We start from the raw sequence: 14045 nt of genomic DNA on the forward strand, positions 1-14045 counted from the left end.
GGGTCTCTCCGAAAGGGGGAGGCAGGCGGCACCGGGCCGCCTGCCTCTCGGGTGTGGTCAGGGACGCGCGGTCACTCTGCCGGGGACATGTCGAAGGCGCGCAGCCAGTCGTCGCCGCGCCCCTGGTAGGTCACCTTGGTCGAAACGCCGTAGGTCGCAGGCTGGGCGTAAAGGAAGACCACGGGGGCCTCTTCGCACATGATCTCGGTGGCCTTCTTGTAGGCGGCCTCCCGCTCGGCCTCGTCGGTGGTGGCGATGCCGGCGACGAGTTGCGCGTCGAAGGCCTCGTCGTTCCAGTAGGAATACTGGTTGCCGGGCTTGAACAGGGTCAGCAGACCGTCGGCGTCAATCGTCGCCCAGGCCTGACCGAGCAGCGAGAAGCGGCCGAGGTCATGCGCCTTGCGGTACTTGTCGAGATAGGCGCCGAACTCCATCGCCTGGATCTCGGTCTGAACACCCACATCGCCAAACATCTGCGCCACCGCCTGGGTCACTTCCTCGCCCTGCAGGTAGGTGGCGGAGGGCAGTTCGAACTCGATCGGCTGGCTCAGGTCGACGCCGGATTCCGCCAGCAATTCCTTCGCCTTCTCCGGGTCGTAGGGGTAAGCCTCCAGCTCCGGGTTGTAGCCGAAGTAATCCGGCGTCATCACCTGACAGTTCGACACCGTGGCCCGCCCGTCGAACAGGGCATCCGCGATCAGCTCCTTGTCGACGGCGTAGTTCAGCGCCTGCCGGAAGAGCTTGTTGTCGAGCGGGGCCTTCTCGGTGTTGAACTTGATGAAGACCGAGCGGGTGCTGTCGACGGCGCCGGCGGTGGCCACGGGGCTTTCGTCGATGCGCGACAGCTCGGAGGCGGGCACCTTGTTGATCAGGTCGACCTCACCGGCCATCAGCGCCGCGATCCGGCTGGCGGTCTCGGGGATCACGCGAAAGGTCACGCTGTCGAACTGGGCCGGCGCGTCGCCCCAGTAATCGGCGTTGGGCACCATGGTGATGTGATCGCCAGGCACGTTCTCGGTGATGGTGTACCTGAAGCCCGACATGGTCTCGGTCACCGGGTCGTGCTCAGAGGCCCACTCTGGCGGCAGCAGCATGAACATCGAGAGCTGCGCCGGAAGGGCGGGATAGGGCGAGGAGGTCTTGATCTCGAACTCGGTGGGCGAGATCACGTTGACGCCTTCGATCTGGCTGAACCACGACGAAATCCGCATCGGGTTGTCGGCATCGGTCACGCGGGCGATGTTCCACGCCACGGTGTCCGAATCCAGCGGCTCGCCGTTGGCGAATTTCGCGCCTTCGGTGAGGGTGAACTTCCAGGTCAGATCATCGACCGCTTCCCAGGATGTGGCCAGCGAGGGGACCAGCTCATAGCTGGGCTCGCGCAGGATCAGCGTGGGGTAGATGTGGCTCAGCACCGAGAGGTCGAGGCCCACGGAGGCAGATCCGTGCGGGTCCAGCGTGTTGACCGCGGAGGTCTGCGCGATGGTGATGTCAGCGGCGAGCGCCGGGCCGGCGAGAGCGGCGGCAAGGGCGGTCGAGGCGAGTAGGCGAGGCAAGTTGGTCATGGCGTTCCCTGTCATTGAGTGAGTGATGTTGAGCGGACCTGTCTCATTGGATCTGCTGATCGAGGACGAAGTGACCGGGCGAAATCTCGATCATTTCGGCTTCACGTGGCGGAATGTTGGCCGACACGTCGAAGGGCGGGCGCTCGGGCCGCCTGCGATCCGGGTCGGGCACCGGGATCGCGGCCAGAAGCGAGCGGGTATAGGGGTGGCGCGGATCGGAGAAGATCTGCTCTGTCGGGGCCAGCTCCACGATGCGCCCCCGCAGCATCACGGCGACTCGCTGGCAGAGGTAGCGCACCATGCTCAGGTCATGCGCGATGAACAGGTAGGCCAGGCCCATCTGGTCCTGCAAATCCTGAAACAGGTTCACGATCTGGGCCTGGATCGACACGTCCAGCGCCGTGATCGGCTCGTCGGCCACAATGAAGGCCGGGCGCAGGGCAATCGCCCGCGCGATGTTGATCCGCTGCCGCTGCCCGCCGGAAAACTCGTGCGGGTAGCGGGTCATGAAGGCCGGGTCGAGTCCGACGACCCTGAACAGCTCGGCAACGCGGTCGGTCAGGGCGGAGCCATGCTCCACCCCATGCACCACAAGCGGCTCGGCCACGAAGCGCCCCACCTTCATGCGCGGGTTCAGCGCCGAATAGGGGTCCTGAAAGATCATCTGCATCTCGCGGCGATAGGGTTTCAGCGCCGCCGCGTTGAGGCTGGTCAACTCGTTGCCCCGAAACCGGACCGAGCCGGAATCCGCGGCCTCAAGGTGCAGAACCGCGCGGCCGATGGTCGACTTGCCCGAGCCGCTCTCGCCCACGAGGCCGAGGGTTTCGCCATTGGCGATCTCGAAGCTGACGTCGTTGATCGCATGGATCACCGGCTTGGGCGCCCCCAGCAGGCGCTTGCCGCCGCCGAAGCTGCGGCGCAGGTTCTCGACTTCCAGAAGCGGGGTCTCGCTCATTGCGGTGCCTCCTCGGTGGTGGCGAGCAGCGCCGGCAGGTCATACCAGGCCGCAACCATGTGGCCGGGAACGTCCCCCACCTCCCGCAGCGGCGGCACCTCGCGCCGGCACCGGTCGGTGGCAAAGGGGTTGCGCGGCGCAAACGGGTCGCCAGCGGGCAGATTGGCCATGTTGGGCGGGCTGCCGGGAATCTGGTAGAGACGGCGCTGGGTGCGCGCGCCCTCGGTCGGCAGAGACTTGAGCAGGCCCCAGGTATAGGCCGAGCGCGGATCGTGAAACACCGGGCGAACCGGGCCGCGCTCCATGATGCGCCCACCATACATCACCTGCACCGTATCGGCCAATTCGGCCACCACGCCCATGTCATGCGTCACCCAGACGACGGTGGTGCCAAACTCTCCCTTGAGCTTGCGCACAAGGTCGAGGATCTGGGCCTGCACCGTCACATCGAGCGCGGTGGTGGCCTCGTCCGCGATCAGCAGGCGCGGATTGCAGGCCATGCCGATGGCGATCAGCACCCGCTGGCGCATCCCGCCCGAAAACTCATGCGGATATTGCGACAGCCGTGCCTCCGGATGGGGGATGCCGACGATGTCGAGCAGCTCGATCATCCGGGCCTTGAGCTTGCTGCCCGTCAGGTCGGTATGGCGCACCAGCACCTCGCGCAACTGGCGTCCCACGGTGAGCACGGGGTTGAGAGATGACATCGGGTCCTGAAAGACCATGCCGATCTGACCGCCGCGAATTTCCCGCAGCTCCCTGTCGGAAAGGGTCATCAGATTGCGCCCGTCAAACCACGCCTCCCCCGAGACGATCCGCGCAGGCGGCGAAGGCAGCAGGCCGAGAAGCGCGAGGATGTGGACGGACTTGCCCGAGCCGGACTCCCCGACGATGCCAAGGGTCTCGCCCGCCTCGACGCTGTAGCTCAGGCCGTTGACCGCCTGCACGACGCCGCCGGGGGTATCGAACTCGACCGTGAGATTGCGGATGTCCAGAAGGGGTGCCACGTCAGACCTCGATGTAGCCGCCACGCGACCTTGTCAGAAATTCATGGCCGGTTTCGGTGATGAGGATGGTGTCGGAAATCTGGGTCGAGACATCCTGATCAGGGATGCGCAGATTAGGCTCCAGCGTGAAGAGCATGCCGGGCTCGAGGATCACGTCGGTCTTGCCGTCGAGCGAGAAATGCTCGTGGGCGCCGATGCCGATGGTGTGGCCGATCCGGCCCGGGATGTTGGCGTCATACCCCGCCTCGATCAGCCCGCGTCTGGTGATGTTGTAGAGCTCTGCCAAGGGCGTGCCGGGGGTCATCACCGGGGTGATCTCTTCGCGGATCTTCAGGATCGTATCGAGCGCCCGGCGGCGTTTGTCCGGCGCGGGGCCGATGGCGACGGTGCGCTCGTTCTCGGCGTGGATGCCGTTGGCGATCGACCAGATGAAGATCGCGCAGAACTCGCCCTGTTGCGGCGTGCGGGTGATCGAGTTGTCGCAGTTGCGAAACATCCGCGGGCCGGAGAGCACCCAGGTCGACAACCCGTTGACCATGCCGCCCTCCAGCCCGCCGAAATCGGCCACCTCGACCGTATCGGGCAGCTTGTGGGTCCAATGCGCGTTCATCGCGGCCTGCGAGGCGGTGTGGGCCTCGCGCTCGGTTCCGCCCGCAGCCAGCGCCGCAATGGCGGCTTCCATCCCGAGGTCGGCCATTTCGGCGGCGATGCGGGCGTTGGCAATCTCGTCGGGGTCCTTGATCAGGCGGCAGCGGTCAATCAGCGCCGAGCTGTCGACCAGCTCGGCCTCGGGCATCAGCCCCTCGACGGTCTTCCAGCGCGCGACGGGGGTGCTGTCGGCCTCAAGGCCGATGCGGGCACCTTCGAGTCCCTTCTCGGCAAGGATCGCGGACAGCGCATCCTGCCAGTTCGGCCCCATCGTCTTGGTCGTGGACCAGACGCCATAGGCGCGCAGGTCACTCACGAAGCCCTCGTCGCGCCCATGTGCATCGCGCAGCGCGTGGACAAGCAGCGTCGGCGCGCCCTCGGCGGGCAGGATGGCGATGACCGGGTGTGAGTAGAGGATCGGGTTGAACCCCGACATGTAGAAAGTGTGCTCGGGCTTGAAGCTGACCAGCACGTCGATGCCCTGAGCCGCCATGGCGGCCTTCAGGCGGGCGATGCGGGGGCGGGGAGTGTCGGAAGAGAGGCTCATTTGGCGCTCCGTGTCTTGGGATCAAAGTAGTCGCGCAGCCAGTCCCCGAAGAGGTTGACGGACAGCACGGTCAGAACGATGGCGAGGCCGGGGAAGGTCACCGCCCACCAGGCCGAGGAGAGATAGACGCGGCCATCCGCCAGCATCCGCCCCCAGGAAGGGGTCGGGGGCTGCACGCCGAGGCCGAGGAAGGAGAGCGCCGAGTCCATGATGATGACCCGCGCCAGCTCGAGCGTGCCCACCACGAGGGCCGGCGTCAGCACGTTGGGCAGGATGTGCAGAAACATGATCCGCCGCGTCGAGGCGCCGATGGCACGGGCGGATTGCACGAACTCGCGTTCCCGCAGGCTCAGAACCTGCGCCCGGATGATCCGGGCGTAGCGGATCCACGAGGTCAGCGCGAGCACGAGAACCACGTTGCGCAGCGACGGCCCGAGCGCGGCCACGACCAGCAGGGCCAGCAGCATCAGCGGCACGGCAAGCTGGATGTCGACGAGGCGCATCAGCAGCCGGTCAACGATGCCGCCCTTGTAGCCCGCCACGATGCCCAGCACCGTGCCGACGATGCCGCCAAGGAGCACGGCGGTGGAGGCCACCAGAAGGGTGATGCGCGAGCCGTGGATCAGGCGCGATAGAATATCGCGGCCAACCTCATCGGTGCCCAGCGGATGGGCCCCGGGCGAAAACAGCCCCTCCCAGGTCGGCCCCGCAAGGCGCGCCCTGAGGTCGCCGCGGGTCGGGTCGGGCAGGTCGAGAACCGGGGCCAGCAGCGCGACGAGAATGATGCCGACGATCAGCACCGCGCCGACAAGACCGGCCTTGGAGCGGGTGAGTTCCTTGAAGAAGTGTTTCATATCGCGGCTCTTCAGCGGGCCGTGCGGATACGGGGATCAAGCACCCCGTACAGCAGGTCGACGAGGAAATTGATCAGCACGAAGATCGCGGCAATCAGGGTGATGCCGGCCTGGATCACCGGAAAGTCCTTGGCCTGGATCGCCTGGATGATCAGGCGTCCGATGCCGGGCCAGGCAAAGACCGTCTCCGTCACCACCGAGCCGCCGAGCAGCTCGCCGGTGAGGATCGCGGTCATGGTCACGACCGGGATCAGCGCGTTGCGGGCGACATGCCAGAAGAAGACGGTGGAGCGCAGCAGCCCCTTGGCCCTGGCGGTGCGAATGTAGTCTTCCTGAAGGATCTCCAGCATCGAGGAGCGCAACAGCCGCGCGATCGAGGCCGAGACGAAAACGGCAAGCGTGAAGGCGGGCAGGATCAGGTGCCAGATCGTGCCATAGCCGCCGGTGGGCAGCCACCCGAGGTTCACCGAGAAGAACAGGATCAGCATGATGCCGAGCCAGAACACCGGGGTGGCCTGCCCCAGCAGCGCCACCGCCATGACCAGAAGCTCCACCGCCCGCCCTCGCTTGAGAGCCGCGACCGAGCCCGCAACGGCGCCGATCAGCAGGCCGATCACCATGGCGGTCATCGCCAACAGCGCCGTGGCCGGCAGCCGCTCGAGCACCACCTGCATCGCCTCGCGGCCGTGCTGGAACGAAATCCCGAAATCGCCCTGAACCGCGTTGAACAGGAACTTTCCGTATTGCACGAGGATCGGCTGGTTGAGCCCGAGCTGGGTGCGCAGCGCCTCGATGTCCTCGGGGCTCGCCCCGATCGGAAGCAGCAGCGCCGCCGGATCGCCCAGCACCCGGGTGACGAAGAACACGATGGTCACAACGCCCCAGACCGCCAGAAGCGATTCACCGAGACGGCGGAGGATAAAGCCGATCATGCCGGAGATCCGTTCAGAAAGTCGCGGATCCGCGCGAGCACTTCGGGGTTCTTCTCATGGTGGCAGGAATGGTTCGCGCCCGGCACCAGCCAGCCCGTCGCGTTGGGGCACAGCTCGGCGATGAGCTTTGTCTGGCTCGGCGGGCAGATCCAGTCGTGCTCGCCGCAAAAGGCCAGCGTCGGCACCGTCATGCGCGTGAGCGCCTCGCGCAGGTCATGCTCCTTTTCGCGGAACATCTCGTTATGGGTCTCGGCATGGAGGTGCATGGTGCGGGTGCGCTCCAGTGCCGCGTTCGGGTCGAAGACCTCGAAATAGAGCGGTTGCAGGGCAAACCAGATCAGGCGGAACTCGGTGTCGTCGGTGATCGTCGTCGAGAACAGCTTGTCGATCATTTCCGGCGAGGCGGATGGCACCTTGTCGATGCGGGCCTTGAAGGTCTCGATCGCCTCGGCCTCGTGATGGTGGCTCGGCGCGGTGCCGCGCAGGATGAGGTGGCTTAGGTGCCGCTGGTAATGCACCGCATAGGTGAGCGCGATCATGCCGCCAAAGCTGCCGCCCTGCAGGATGATCCTGCCCTCCTCGCCGCAGAAGTGCCGGCGGAAGGCTTCCACGTCGTCAGCGTATTGGCGAAAGTTCATCGGATAGGCGATCTCGCTCAACCCGCAGCCGCGCTGGTCGAAGGCGATGACCCTGTAGCGGTCGGCCAGGGCGGCATAGGCCCCCCATTCACCGATGTGATCCCCGGCACCGCGCCCGCCATGCAGGAGGATGATGGTCTCGGGGTTCTGCTCGCCGTCGATCCGGTAGCGAAAGCGGCAGCCGTTGAGGGTGATGTAGTCTTCGCGTCCGGTCAGGCTCATTTGGCCACCTCCAGAAGGCTCGGGGTCGCGTCGACCCATTCGTCGCCCTGCAATTCCGGGGTGTCGTAGGCCTGCAACCCGGCAAAATGCGTTTCGACATCGGCGGCAAACAGCTCGGCAACGATGCCGCGCATCAGCCGGTCTGCACCGGCAGAGATGGCCGGGATATCGCCCGACAGCTTGCCGTGGCTCAGCATGGCGGCATCGTTGAAGCAGTGGATCCGGGCCAGCATCGGGCAGGTGCCGGGCTGCTTTTCGAGGAACTCGTAGGCCTCCCCGAGGTAGGGTGCATCGGTCATGAAGGGCTTTGCCGACCCCATGGCGGGCTCGTAGATGCCGTCCTTCCACGTACGGATATATCCCGAGAAACTGGCAAACTCGTCGCGCCCGGTGAAATCGTTGCGAAACCCGGTCGCCGCAATCACGTAGTCGGCTTCGAAGGTGGTGAACGGGGTCTTCACCAGCAACTGGCCTCCGGCCTCGATCACATCCTCTACCGGGCAGCCGAGGAAGATGCGCGCATTGTCGTGGCGGGTCACGCGGAGGGTCGAGGTGCGCGGCGGCGGCACCTGCTCGTCGTTGACGTAATCGTTGAAGCGGTATTTCCACGCGTCCGGCAGGTAGCGCATCCCGTGAACCACGCCCTGGCTGCCAATGCCGGTCATCTTGTTGATGCGCGGCATTTCCTTGCGGCGGATCAGCATGTCGACCTGCGCCGCCCCCGCCTCCAGCGCGGCGGCGGCATTGTCCATCGCCGAGGCGCCTGCTCCGATGACGATGACCCGCTTTGCCTCGAGGGCGTCGAAGTCGATGTCATCTGCGCTATGCGCCCAGAACCGGCCGTCGATCCCGGTCAGAAAATCCGGGGTCGCCCCACCGCCAAGGCCCGAGCGGCCCGTCGCCAGCACCAGATGGCGGCAGACCTCCACGCGCGTCCCGGTGCCGTCCTGCAAACGCACCGCAATCAGCCCCTCCCCCGCATCTTCCACCAGGGTGACGCGGGTTTCATTCACGACCGGCAGGGCAAGCACGGCGCGATACCAGCGCAGGTAGTCCATCCACATGCCCTTGGGGATCTTGTCCATCTCATCGAAGGCGGCCTCGCCCCATTGCGCCTCGAACCAGGCCCGAAAGGTCAGGGCCGGCAGCCCGAGGCAGGGGCCGGAGAGGGTCTTGGGCGAGCGCAGGGTCTTCATCTGGGCAAAGGTTTCCCATGGGCCCTCGAAACCCTCCGGCGCGGCGTCATAGAGCACGATGTTCTCGACGCCCGAGAGCTTCAGCCGCGCCGCGCCCGCCAGCCCGCACATGCCTGCGCCCACGAAGATCACGTCGCGCACCCGCTGGCCATCGTGACTGCGGGCAGGCACCCAGGGTTTCGACGGCAGTTCCAGCAGGCTCAGATCCTTGGCAAGGCGGCCTTCGAGGGCTTCGAGCCCGGCGGTGCGATCGGTCATGTTCATTCTCAGGTCTCGGATAGGGAGGTGCCGTCGATGCGGCGGATGTGCGGGATGAGGGCCTCTAGGGTGTCTTCGCAGAGGTCGAAGAAGGTCTGCGTGCTGCGCGTCGCGTCCGCGCCCTCCGCCGCGAAGAAGCCGAAGGTAAAGTCGATGGGTTCGACCAGCGGGCGCAGAACCACGCCCTCGGGCGTGGCGCCGTAGGCGGTGATCGGCTCGACGATGGCAATCGAGTCGGCCAGTCGCGCAAGCTGCAGGGCAGCGACGGAGGAGTTGGCCCTGATGGTCCGTTCCGGCGTCATCCCGGCGGTGTCCAATGCCTGCCGGATCCGCCCCTGAAGGCGGGTCTGGTCGAGCATGGTCACGACTGTCTGCTTCCCGAGATCGGCCAGTGACACGGCTTCGCCCTCCGGGAACTCCGCCGCCCGTGCCTCGGCCAAGGCCACGACAAGCGGCGCGGAATAGAGCCTCTCGGCCTTCACGCCGGGCACGTCCAGCGGCAGCGAGGCAAGACCGATCCGCGCATTCCCGCTGCGCAGGTCCTGACCCACAGCATTGGGCGCGGCCTGCATCAGGCGGATCTCGCGGGGCCGGTCGGCGGCGGGCCAGCGTGCGATGGCCTGCGGCACCAGCCCAGTGCCCAGCGCGTAGGTCGCTGAGATGGTCAGCGGCTGCTCGGTCTGGCTGGCGCGGGCGCGCGTGCGGGCCGGGAGGTCATCGAGCATGGCCAGCATGCGCCGCGCCTCCTCCTCGAAGGCGACCCCCTCCGCGGTCAGCGATATCCGGCGCCCGACCCGCTCGAAGAGGTCAAAGCCCAGCCGCGTATCGAGATCCTGCAAGCAGCGCGTCACCGAAGACTGGGAGCGCCCGAGCAGTTCCGCGGCCAATGTGACCGACCCGGTTTCTGCCACTTTGAGGAAGGTGATGAAGTCTTTCCTGTTCATGAGTCGATCAAAATTGAATTGATCCGCCCAATCAATGCAAATTTAGCATGAATAGCCCCTGAACGGCCCGATCCGCGACTTTGCGCCGCCGATGCCTGCTTTTTGTGCATCAATGGGAGCTCATCATGCCAAAAATGCAAAAAAGGCCCGCCGAAGCGAGCCTTGATGATTCGTAGGGTTGGGGCGCGTCAGCCCGTTGGCAGGCTCAGCTCTCCCCCGTCCAGAAAGCGCTCCAACGCATCCTTCCAGGGGGTCAGCTCGAAGCCCTGCGCCTTCAGCCAGTCCGGGTTGTAGTAGGTCTCGGTATAGCGCGAGCCGCTGTCGCAAACGATCGAGACCAGCGAGCCCTTGCGCCCCTGCTTCAGCATTTCCGAGGCAATCCAGCACAGGCCAAAGAAGTTGGTGCCCGTCGAGCCGCCGACCCGGCGGAAGATCCGGTCGGAGAGAACCTGCATCGCCGCAATCGAGGCCACGTCGGGGATGCGGATCATGTGGTCGATCACTTCCGGCAAGAACGAGGGCTCCACCCGCGGCCGCCCGATACCCTCGATCCGCGAGCCGCGCGGACACGTGGTGGTGCGGTCGCCCGAGTTGTAGCAATCGTAGAAGGCCGAGTGCTCCACATCGACGACGCAAAGCCGCGTGGCGAGGTTGCGATACCGGATGTAGCGGCCGATCGTGGCCGAGGTGCCGCCGGTGCCCGCGCTCATGATGACCCATTCCGGCACCGGATGCGTCTCCTGCTCCATCTGGGCAAAGATGCTCTCGGCAATGTTGTTGTTGCCCCGCCAGTCCGTCGCCCGCTCGGCAAAGGTGAACTGGTCGAGATAGTGCCCGCCGCTCTGCTCCGCGACCGATTGCGCCTCGGCATAGACCGCCGCCGCGCTCTCGACAAAGTGGCACCTGCCGCCGAACCGCTCGATCTCAGAGATCTTCTGGGGCGAGGTGCTGCGCGGCATCACGGCAATGAAGGGCAGTCCGAGGAGCTTGGCAAAATAGGCTTCCGAAACGGCGGTCGACCCGGAGGAGGCCTCCACCAGCGTCGTACCCTGGCGAATGTGCCCGTTGCAGATGCCATAGAGCACCAGCGAGCGGGCCAGACGGTGCTTCAGGCTGCCGGTCGGATGGGTGCTTTCGTCCTTCAGGTAGATCGAGATGCCATCCAGCCCCGAGAACACGGGCTTGATCAGGTGGGTGTCTGCCGAGCGGTGCGCATCGCCCTGCAACAGCGCGAGCGCACGGCGGGCCCAGTCCCGTTCGAGGCATTCGGGCAGCGGCAGCAGGGCGCGGCAATCGGCGGAGCGCACCTCCATCTCAGCAGCCGATCACGGCTTCGACCTCGACCATCGCGCCCTTGGGCAGCGCCGAGACCTCGTAGCAGGCCCGCGCCGGGAAGGGTGCGGCAAAGGCCTCGGCATAAACCGCGTTCACGGCCTCGAAGCCCGACAGATCGGTGAGCAGGATGGTGGTCTTGACGGTGCGCGACATGTCGGTGCCCGCGGCCTGCGCGATGGCGGCGATATTGGAAAGGCACTGGCGCATCTGGCCGGCGGCATCCTCGGCGGCAAAGGCACCGGTCGCCGGGTCGATCGGCAGCTGGCCGGAGACGAAGAGCAGATCGCCGGTTTGCATGGCCTGGCTGTAGGGGCCGATGGCTCCGGGGGCGTTCGGGGTGTCGATGGGGGTCATGTAAGGGTCTTTCAGCTGGAGTGACCGAGCGGATGCATGAGCCGATTGGCCCATCCGAAGATTGCGATGGAGTGTATCAGATCCTGGATCTCCGCATCATCCATCCCGGCTTCGCGCAGAGCGGCAATGTGGCCCCGGTCCGCTACGGGCGGGGTCGCCGTAAGCGCCTCGGCGAAGTCGAAGATCGCGGCCTCCCTCGGGCCAAGGGCATCGCGCCGCCCGGCGTAGAGCGCAGAGGTCACGCCGGGGTCGGTCAGCTTGGCATGCTGGCGGGCGTGGACATTGGCGCAGTATTGGCAGCCGTTGATCAGCGACGCCGCAAGGGCGCCCAGCTCGCGGTCCGCCCGGGGCAGCCCGCCCTCGGCATACATGATCGCATTGAACAGCTCGGTGCGGGCAACGTAGCTGTCGGGGTCATGCACGAGGGTGCGGACATAGGCCGAAACCTTCTTGGCCGAGGGCGTCACCTTCATGGCCTCAAGTTGCCTCGGCGTGGCATCGGCCATCTCGACCGGCGGCAGATGCGGCGTCCAGGTGAGTGGCTTCAGGGTGATCTGCGGGATGGAAGTGCTCATGCGTCCGGCTCCGCCAGCAGCGAGAGCCCGTGGACAACGCGGATCTGATAGCAGACCTGCGCCAGCAGTTCCGAAAGGGCGATGATCTGCGGCACCGAGAAGCCCGCATCCTGCAACTTCTGCAACTCTTCCCGCGAGGCCTTCGCCGGGATCGTGGCAATCATGTCGGCATATTGCGCGAGGGTCGCCATGGCCGGATCGTCCGGCTCCCGGCCTTCCGCGAGGGCGGCGAGCGCCGGGTCTTGCGGGCGCGGGTAGCTCTCCACCATCCGCGCGTTACCGCTGCTGGCCGCGACCCGCCGGGCAACCGCCCCCCGCAGCTCGGGGGAAAGTCCGAGATCTTCCGCAGGCTCCAGGACCGCAGCACGGCTCGCCTCGCTGCCGGTCACAAACTCCGGGCGGCGCGCCCGAAGCTCCTTGAGGGCCCGGCTGCGAGAGCCGCCCAGGGCCATGTCGATGGCGTCCGATGTGGTCATTCTTGATCTTTCCGCATGGCCCGCGATGGGTGGGGGTGCTAACAATCCTCAAAATGCATAGTAGCGCATTTAGTATGCGCATTTTAGATCACTCGAGGCAAAGCATGTCAAACCGAAATAATGAAGCCTTCGACATTCAGGATCTGCGGGTCTTTGCCTCCGTCGTGGCAAACGGCTCGATGACCGGCGCGGCGAAACAGCTGCAAATCGGCCAGCCCGCCGTCACACGCACCATCAAGGATCTCGAGGCCGCCGTCGGGTTCTCCCTCTTCGAGCGCAACGGCCCCCGGATCTCTCCCACCGCGAAGGGTCTCAGCTTCTTCGAGGATGCCCAGCAGGTGCTGGCCTCTTTCCAGCAGGTCTCGACCCGCGCCGCCGCCCTGCGCGAGGAGCGGCTACAATCGCTCACGCTGGTCGCAACCCCGGCCATGGCGGCAGGGCTCATGCCAGCCCTGCTGCACGGGCTGGGCGAGATGCTGCCGCCAAATATCGGCCTGCCGACGATGGATGCCGAGCATCTCGCCCATGCTCTGCACGTCGGGGCAGCGGATTTCGGCATCTGCTCCAAGCCCCTCGCCCATGCCGATCTGGAGTGCCTACGCACCGCGACCTCATCGCTCGTCGCCATCCTGCCCCCCGGGCTCGACGATACCTCGCTGGATCTCGCGCGCCTCAACCACACGCGGCTCCTGACCGTCGGCAACAGCTACCGGATCAAACACGCGATTTCGGCGGCGCTGGCCGATCAGGGCATCGAGCCGCAGGCCGAACTCACCACCAACAGCTCCCTCAACGCCATCGTCGCCGCCCGCGCCGGGCTCGGCATAGCCATCGTCGATCCGGTGTCGGCTTATGGTGTCGGGGTCTCGGGCGCCAAGGTCGTGCCGCTGGAAACCGAGATCCGCTACGAGTGGGGCCTGTTCCGCCGCAGCGGCGGGCTGGGATCAGAGCTGGAAACCCGGCTTTGCGAAAGCTTCTGTGACGCATCGAAGAGCCTCGGCGCCTCCTGCGACGCCTGAGGCGCGCGCCCCGGCCCCTACACCCCTTCGCTCTGCTCCGGCCTTGGCCGCAAGCGACCACCGAAACAGTTCAGCACCGCCTGCAGCCCCATCGGGACGAAGCAGAAGACGGGGGCAACCTTGAAGGCGGTGTCGGGGATCTCGAACACCGGGGTTTTCAGGCCAAGGAACTGCCAGACATTCCAGAGCTGGATCATCACGTAGATGCAGAGCGCCACCACCGAAACATCAGTGATCCGCTCGCAGACCCAGCGGGCACGGGGCCCGAGGATATCGACAAGGGCCGTCACCACGATATGGCGGCGCGTCCGGTAGAGGACGAAGGCCATGAGAAAGACGATCCAGGTGATGACCAGCCGGGTCAGTTCGGCGGAGCCGAGAATGCCCCGCCCCAGAACATAGCGCAGCACCACTTCGGCGAGGATGCCGAGCACCAGCGCGAGCAGGAGGGCCTGCGAGATGCGCAGGTAGCCCTTGCTGACGTGGCCGAGGAAAGTATCGAGATGGGTCATGCGTTTTG

General features: G+C 66.0%; 15 protein-coding genes. 1 reads left to right on the forward strand and 14 read right to left on the reverse strand.

Annotation, left to right across the window (positions count from 1 at the left end):
- Positions 1 to 71 precede the first annotated feature (71 nt).
- From GTH22_RS11285 to GTH22_RS11345, 13 genes are all read right to left on the reverse strand, one after another.
- Positions 72 to 1565: an ABC transporter substrate-binding protein gene (locus tag GTH22_RS11285; protein ID WP_252945326.1), complete on the reverse strand. Its 1494-nt coding sequence runs from the start codon at positions 1563 to 1565 to the stop codon at positions 72 to 74.
- A gap of 43 nt (positions 1566 to 1608) precedes the next feature.
- The gene (locus tag GTH22_RS11290) at positions 1609 to 2520 is read right to left on the reverse strand and encodes an ABC transporter ATP-binding protein (protein WP_252945327.1); all 912 of its coding nucleotides are present in this window, start codon (positions 2518 to 2520) and stop codon (positions 1609 to 1611) included.
- The gene (locus tag GTH22_RS11295) at positions 2517 to 3527 is read right to left on the reverse strand and encodes an oligopeptide/dipeptide ABC transporter ATP-binding protein (protein WP_252945328.1); all 1011 of its coding nucleotides are present in this window, start codon (positions 3525 to 3527) and stop codon (positions 2517 to 2519) included. Before GTH22_RS11295 ends, GTH22_RS11290 begins: the two co-directional genes overlap by 4 nt.
- Position 3528: 1 nt before the next feature.
- The gene (locus GTH22_RS11300; RefSeq protein WP_252945329.1) at positions 3529 to 4722 is read right to left on the reverse strand and encodes a Xaa-Pro peptidase family protein; all 1194 of its coding nucleotides are present in this window, start codon (positions 4720 to 4722) and stop codon (positions 3529 to 3531) included.
- Positions 4719 to 5576, reverse strand: coding sequence for an ABC transporter permease (locus tag GTH22_RS11305; protein WP_252945330.1), 858 nt, complete (start codon positions 5574 to 5576; stop codon positions 4719 to 4721). Before GTH22_RS11305 ends, GTH22_RS11300 begins: the two co-directional genes overlap by 4 nt.
- Before the next feature lie 11 nt (positions 5577 to 5587).
- Entirely contained in the window at positions 5588 to 6508 is a 921-nt protein-coding gene (locus GTH22_RS11310) for an ABC transporter permease (protein ID WP_252945331.1), read from the reverse strand.
- Positions 6505 to 7368, reverse strand: coding sequence for an alpha/beta fold hydrolase (locus tag GTH22_RS11315; protein WP_252945332.1), 864 nt, complete (start codon positions 7366 to 7368; stop codon positions 6505 to 6507). The genes GTH22_RS11310 and GTH22_RS11315 overlap by 4 nt, the downstream gene beginning before the upstream one ends.
- Positions 7365 to 8822 (reverse strand): NAD(P)/FAD-dependent oxidoreductase, encoded by a 1458-nt coding sequence (locus GTH22_RS11320; protein WP_252945333.1) that lies wholly within the window; start codon positions 8820 to 8822, stop codon positions 7365 to 7367. The genes GTH22_RS11315 and GTH22_RS11320 overlap by 4 nt, the downstream gene beginning before the upstream one ends.
- Before the next feature lie 8 nt (positions 8823 to 8830).
- Entirely contained in the window at positions 8831 to 9766 is a 936-nt protein-coding gene (locus GTH22_RS11325) for a LysR family transcriptional regulator (protein ID WP_252945334.1), read from the reverse strand.
- Positions 9767 to 9954: 188 nt separating this feature from the next.
- Positions 9955 to 11079, reverse strand: a complete 1125-nt coding sequence (locus tag GTH22_RS11330; protein WP_252945335.1) for a PLP-dependent cysteine synthase family protein — start codon at positions 11077 to 11079, stop codon at positions 9955 to 9957.
- A gap of 1 nt (position 11080) precedes the next feature.
- A complete protein-coding gene (locus GTH22_RS11335) occupies positions 11081 to 11455 on the reverse strand; it encodes a Rid family detoxifying hydrolase (RefSeq protein ID WP_252945336.1) in 375 nt (124 codons plus the stop codon).
- Between the two features lie 11 nt (positions 11456 to 11466).
- Positions 11467 to 12030, reverse strand: a complete 564-nt coding sequence (locus GTH22_RS11340; protein WP_252945337.1) for a peroxidase-related enzyme — start codon at positions 12028 to 12030, stop codon at positions 11467 to 11469.
- Positions 12027 to 12506 carry a hypothetical protein gene (locus GTH22_RS11345; RefSeq protein WP_252945338.1) on the reverse strand — a complete coding sequence of 160 codons (480 nt, stop codon included), beginning with the start codon at positions 12504 to 12506 and terminating at the stop codon, positions 12027 to 12029. The genes GTH22_RS11340 and GTH22_RS11345 overlap by 4 nt, the downstream gene beginning before the upstream one ends.
- Before the next feature lie 104 nt (positions 12507 to 12610).
- Between GTH22_RS11345 and GTH22_RS11350 the strand changes: the two genes are divergently transcribed.
- Positions 12611 to 13525 carry a LysR family transcriptional regulator gene (locus GTH22_RS11350; RefSeq protein ID WP_252945339.1) on the forward strand — a complete coding sequence of 305 codons (915 nt, stop codon included), beginning with the start codon at positions 12611 to 12613 and terminating at the stop codon, positions 13523 to 13525.
- A gap of 17 nt (positions 13526 to 13542) precedes the next feature.
- Here GTH22_RS11350 and GTH22_RS11355 read toward each other — a convergent pair whose 3' ends face one another.
- Positions 13543 to 14037 (reverse strand): TRAP transporter small permease, encoded by a 495-nt coding sequence (locus GTH22_RS11355; RefSeq protein WP_252945340.1) that lies wholly within the window; start codon positions 14035 to 14037, stop codon positions 13543 to 13545.
- Positions 14038 to 14045 lie beyond the last annotated feature (8 nt).

This window comes from Oceanicola sp. 502str15, assembly GCF_024105635.1.
In the GTDB taxonomy this organism is placed as follows: Bacteria; Pseudomonadota; Alphaproteobacteria; order Rhodobacterales; family Rhodobacteraceae; genus Vannielia.

Excerpts from the sequence above, each read along its gene's own strand:
- GTH22_RS11285 (WP_252945326.1), bottom strand. The coding sequence starts at position 1,565 with ATGACCAACTTGCCTCGCCTACTCGCCTCGACCGCCCTTGCCGCCGCT.
- GTH22_RS11290 (WP_252945327.1), bottom strand. The coding sequence starts at position 2,520 with ATGAGCGAGACCCCGCTTCTGGAAGTCGAGAACCTGCGCCGCAGCTTC.
- GTH22_RS11300 (WP_252945329.1), bottom strand. The coding sequence starts at position 4,722 with ATGAGCCTCTCTTCCGACACTCCCCGCCCCCGCATCGCCCGCCTGAAG.
- GTH22_RS11305 (WP_252945330.1), bottom strand. The coding sequence starts at position 5,576 with ATGAAACACTTCTTCAAGGAACTCACCCGCTCCAAGGCCGGTCTTGTC.
- GTH22_RS11310 (WP_252945331.1), bottom strand. The coding sequence starts at position 6,508 with ATGATCGGCTTTATCCTCCGCCGTCTCGGTGAATCGCTTCTGGCGGTC.
- GTH22_RS11315 (WP_252945332.1), bottom strand. The coding sequence starts at position 7,368 with ATGAGCCTGACCGGACGCGAAGACTACATCACCCTCAACGGCTGCCGC.
- GTH22_RS11320 (WP_252945333.1), bottom strand. The coding sequence starts at position 8,822 with ATGACCGATCGCACCGCCGGGCTCGAAGCCCTCGAAGGCCGCCTTGCC.
- GTH22_RS11325 (WP_252945334.1), bottom strand. The coding sequence starts at position 9,766 with ATGAACAGGAAAGACTTCATCACCTTCCTCAAAGTGGCAGAAACCGGG.
- GTH22_RS11330 (WP_252945335.1), bottom strand. The coding sequence starts at position 11,079 with ATGGAGGTGCGCTCCGCCGATTGCCGCGCCCTGCTGCCGCTGCCCGAA.
- GTH22_RS11335 (WP_252945336.1), bottom strand. The coding sequence starts at position 11,455 with ATGACCCCCATCGACACCCCGAACGCCCCCGGAGCCATCGGCCCCTAC.
- GTH22_RS11340 (WP_252945337.1), bottom strand. The coding sequence starts at position 12,030 with ATGAGCACTTCCATCCCGCAGATCACCCTGAAGCCACTCACCTGGACG.
- GTH22_RS11345 (WP_252945338.1), bottom strand. The coding sequence starts at position 12,506 with ATGACCACATCGGACGCCATCGACATGGCCCTGGGCGGCTCTCGCAGC.
- GTH22_RS11350 (WP_252945339.1), top strand. The coding sequence starts at position 12,611 with ATGTCAAACCGAAATAATGAAGCCTTCGACATTCAGGATCTGCGGGTC.
- GTH22_RS11355 (WP_252945340.1), bottom strand. The coding sequence starts at position 14,037 with ATGACCCATCTCGATACTTTCCTCGGCCACGTCAGCAAGGGCTACCTG.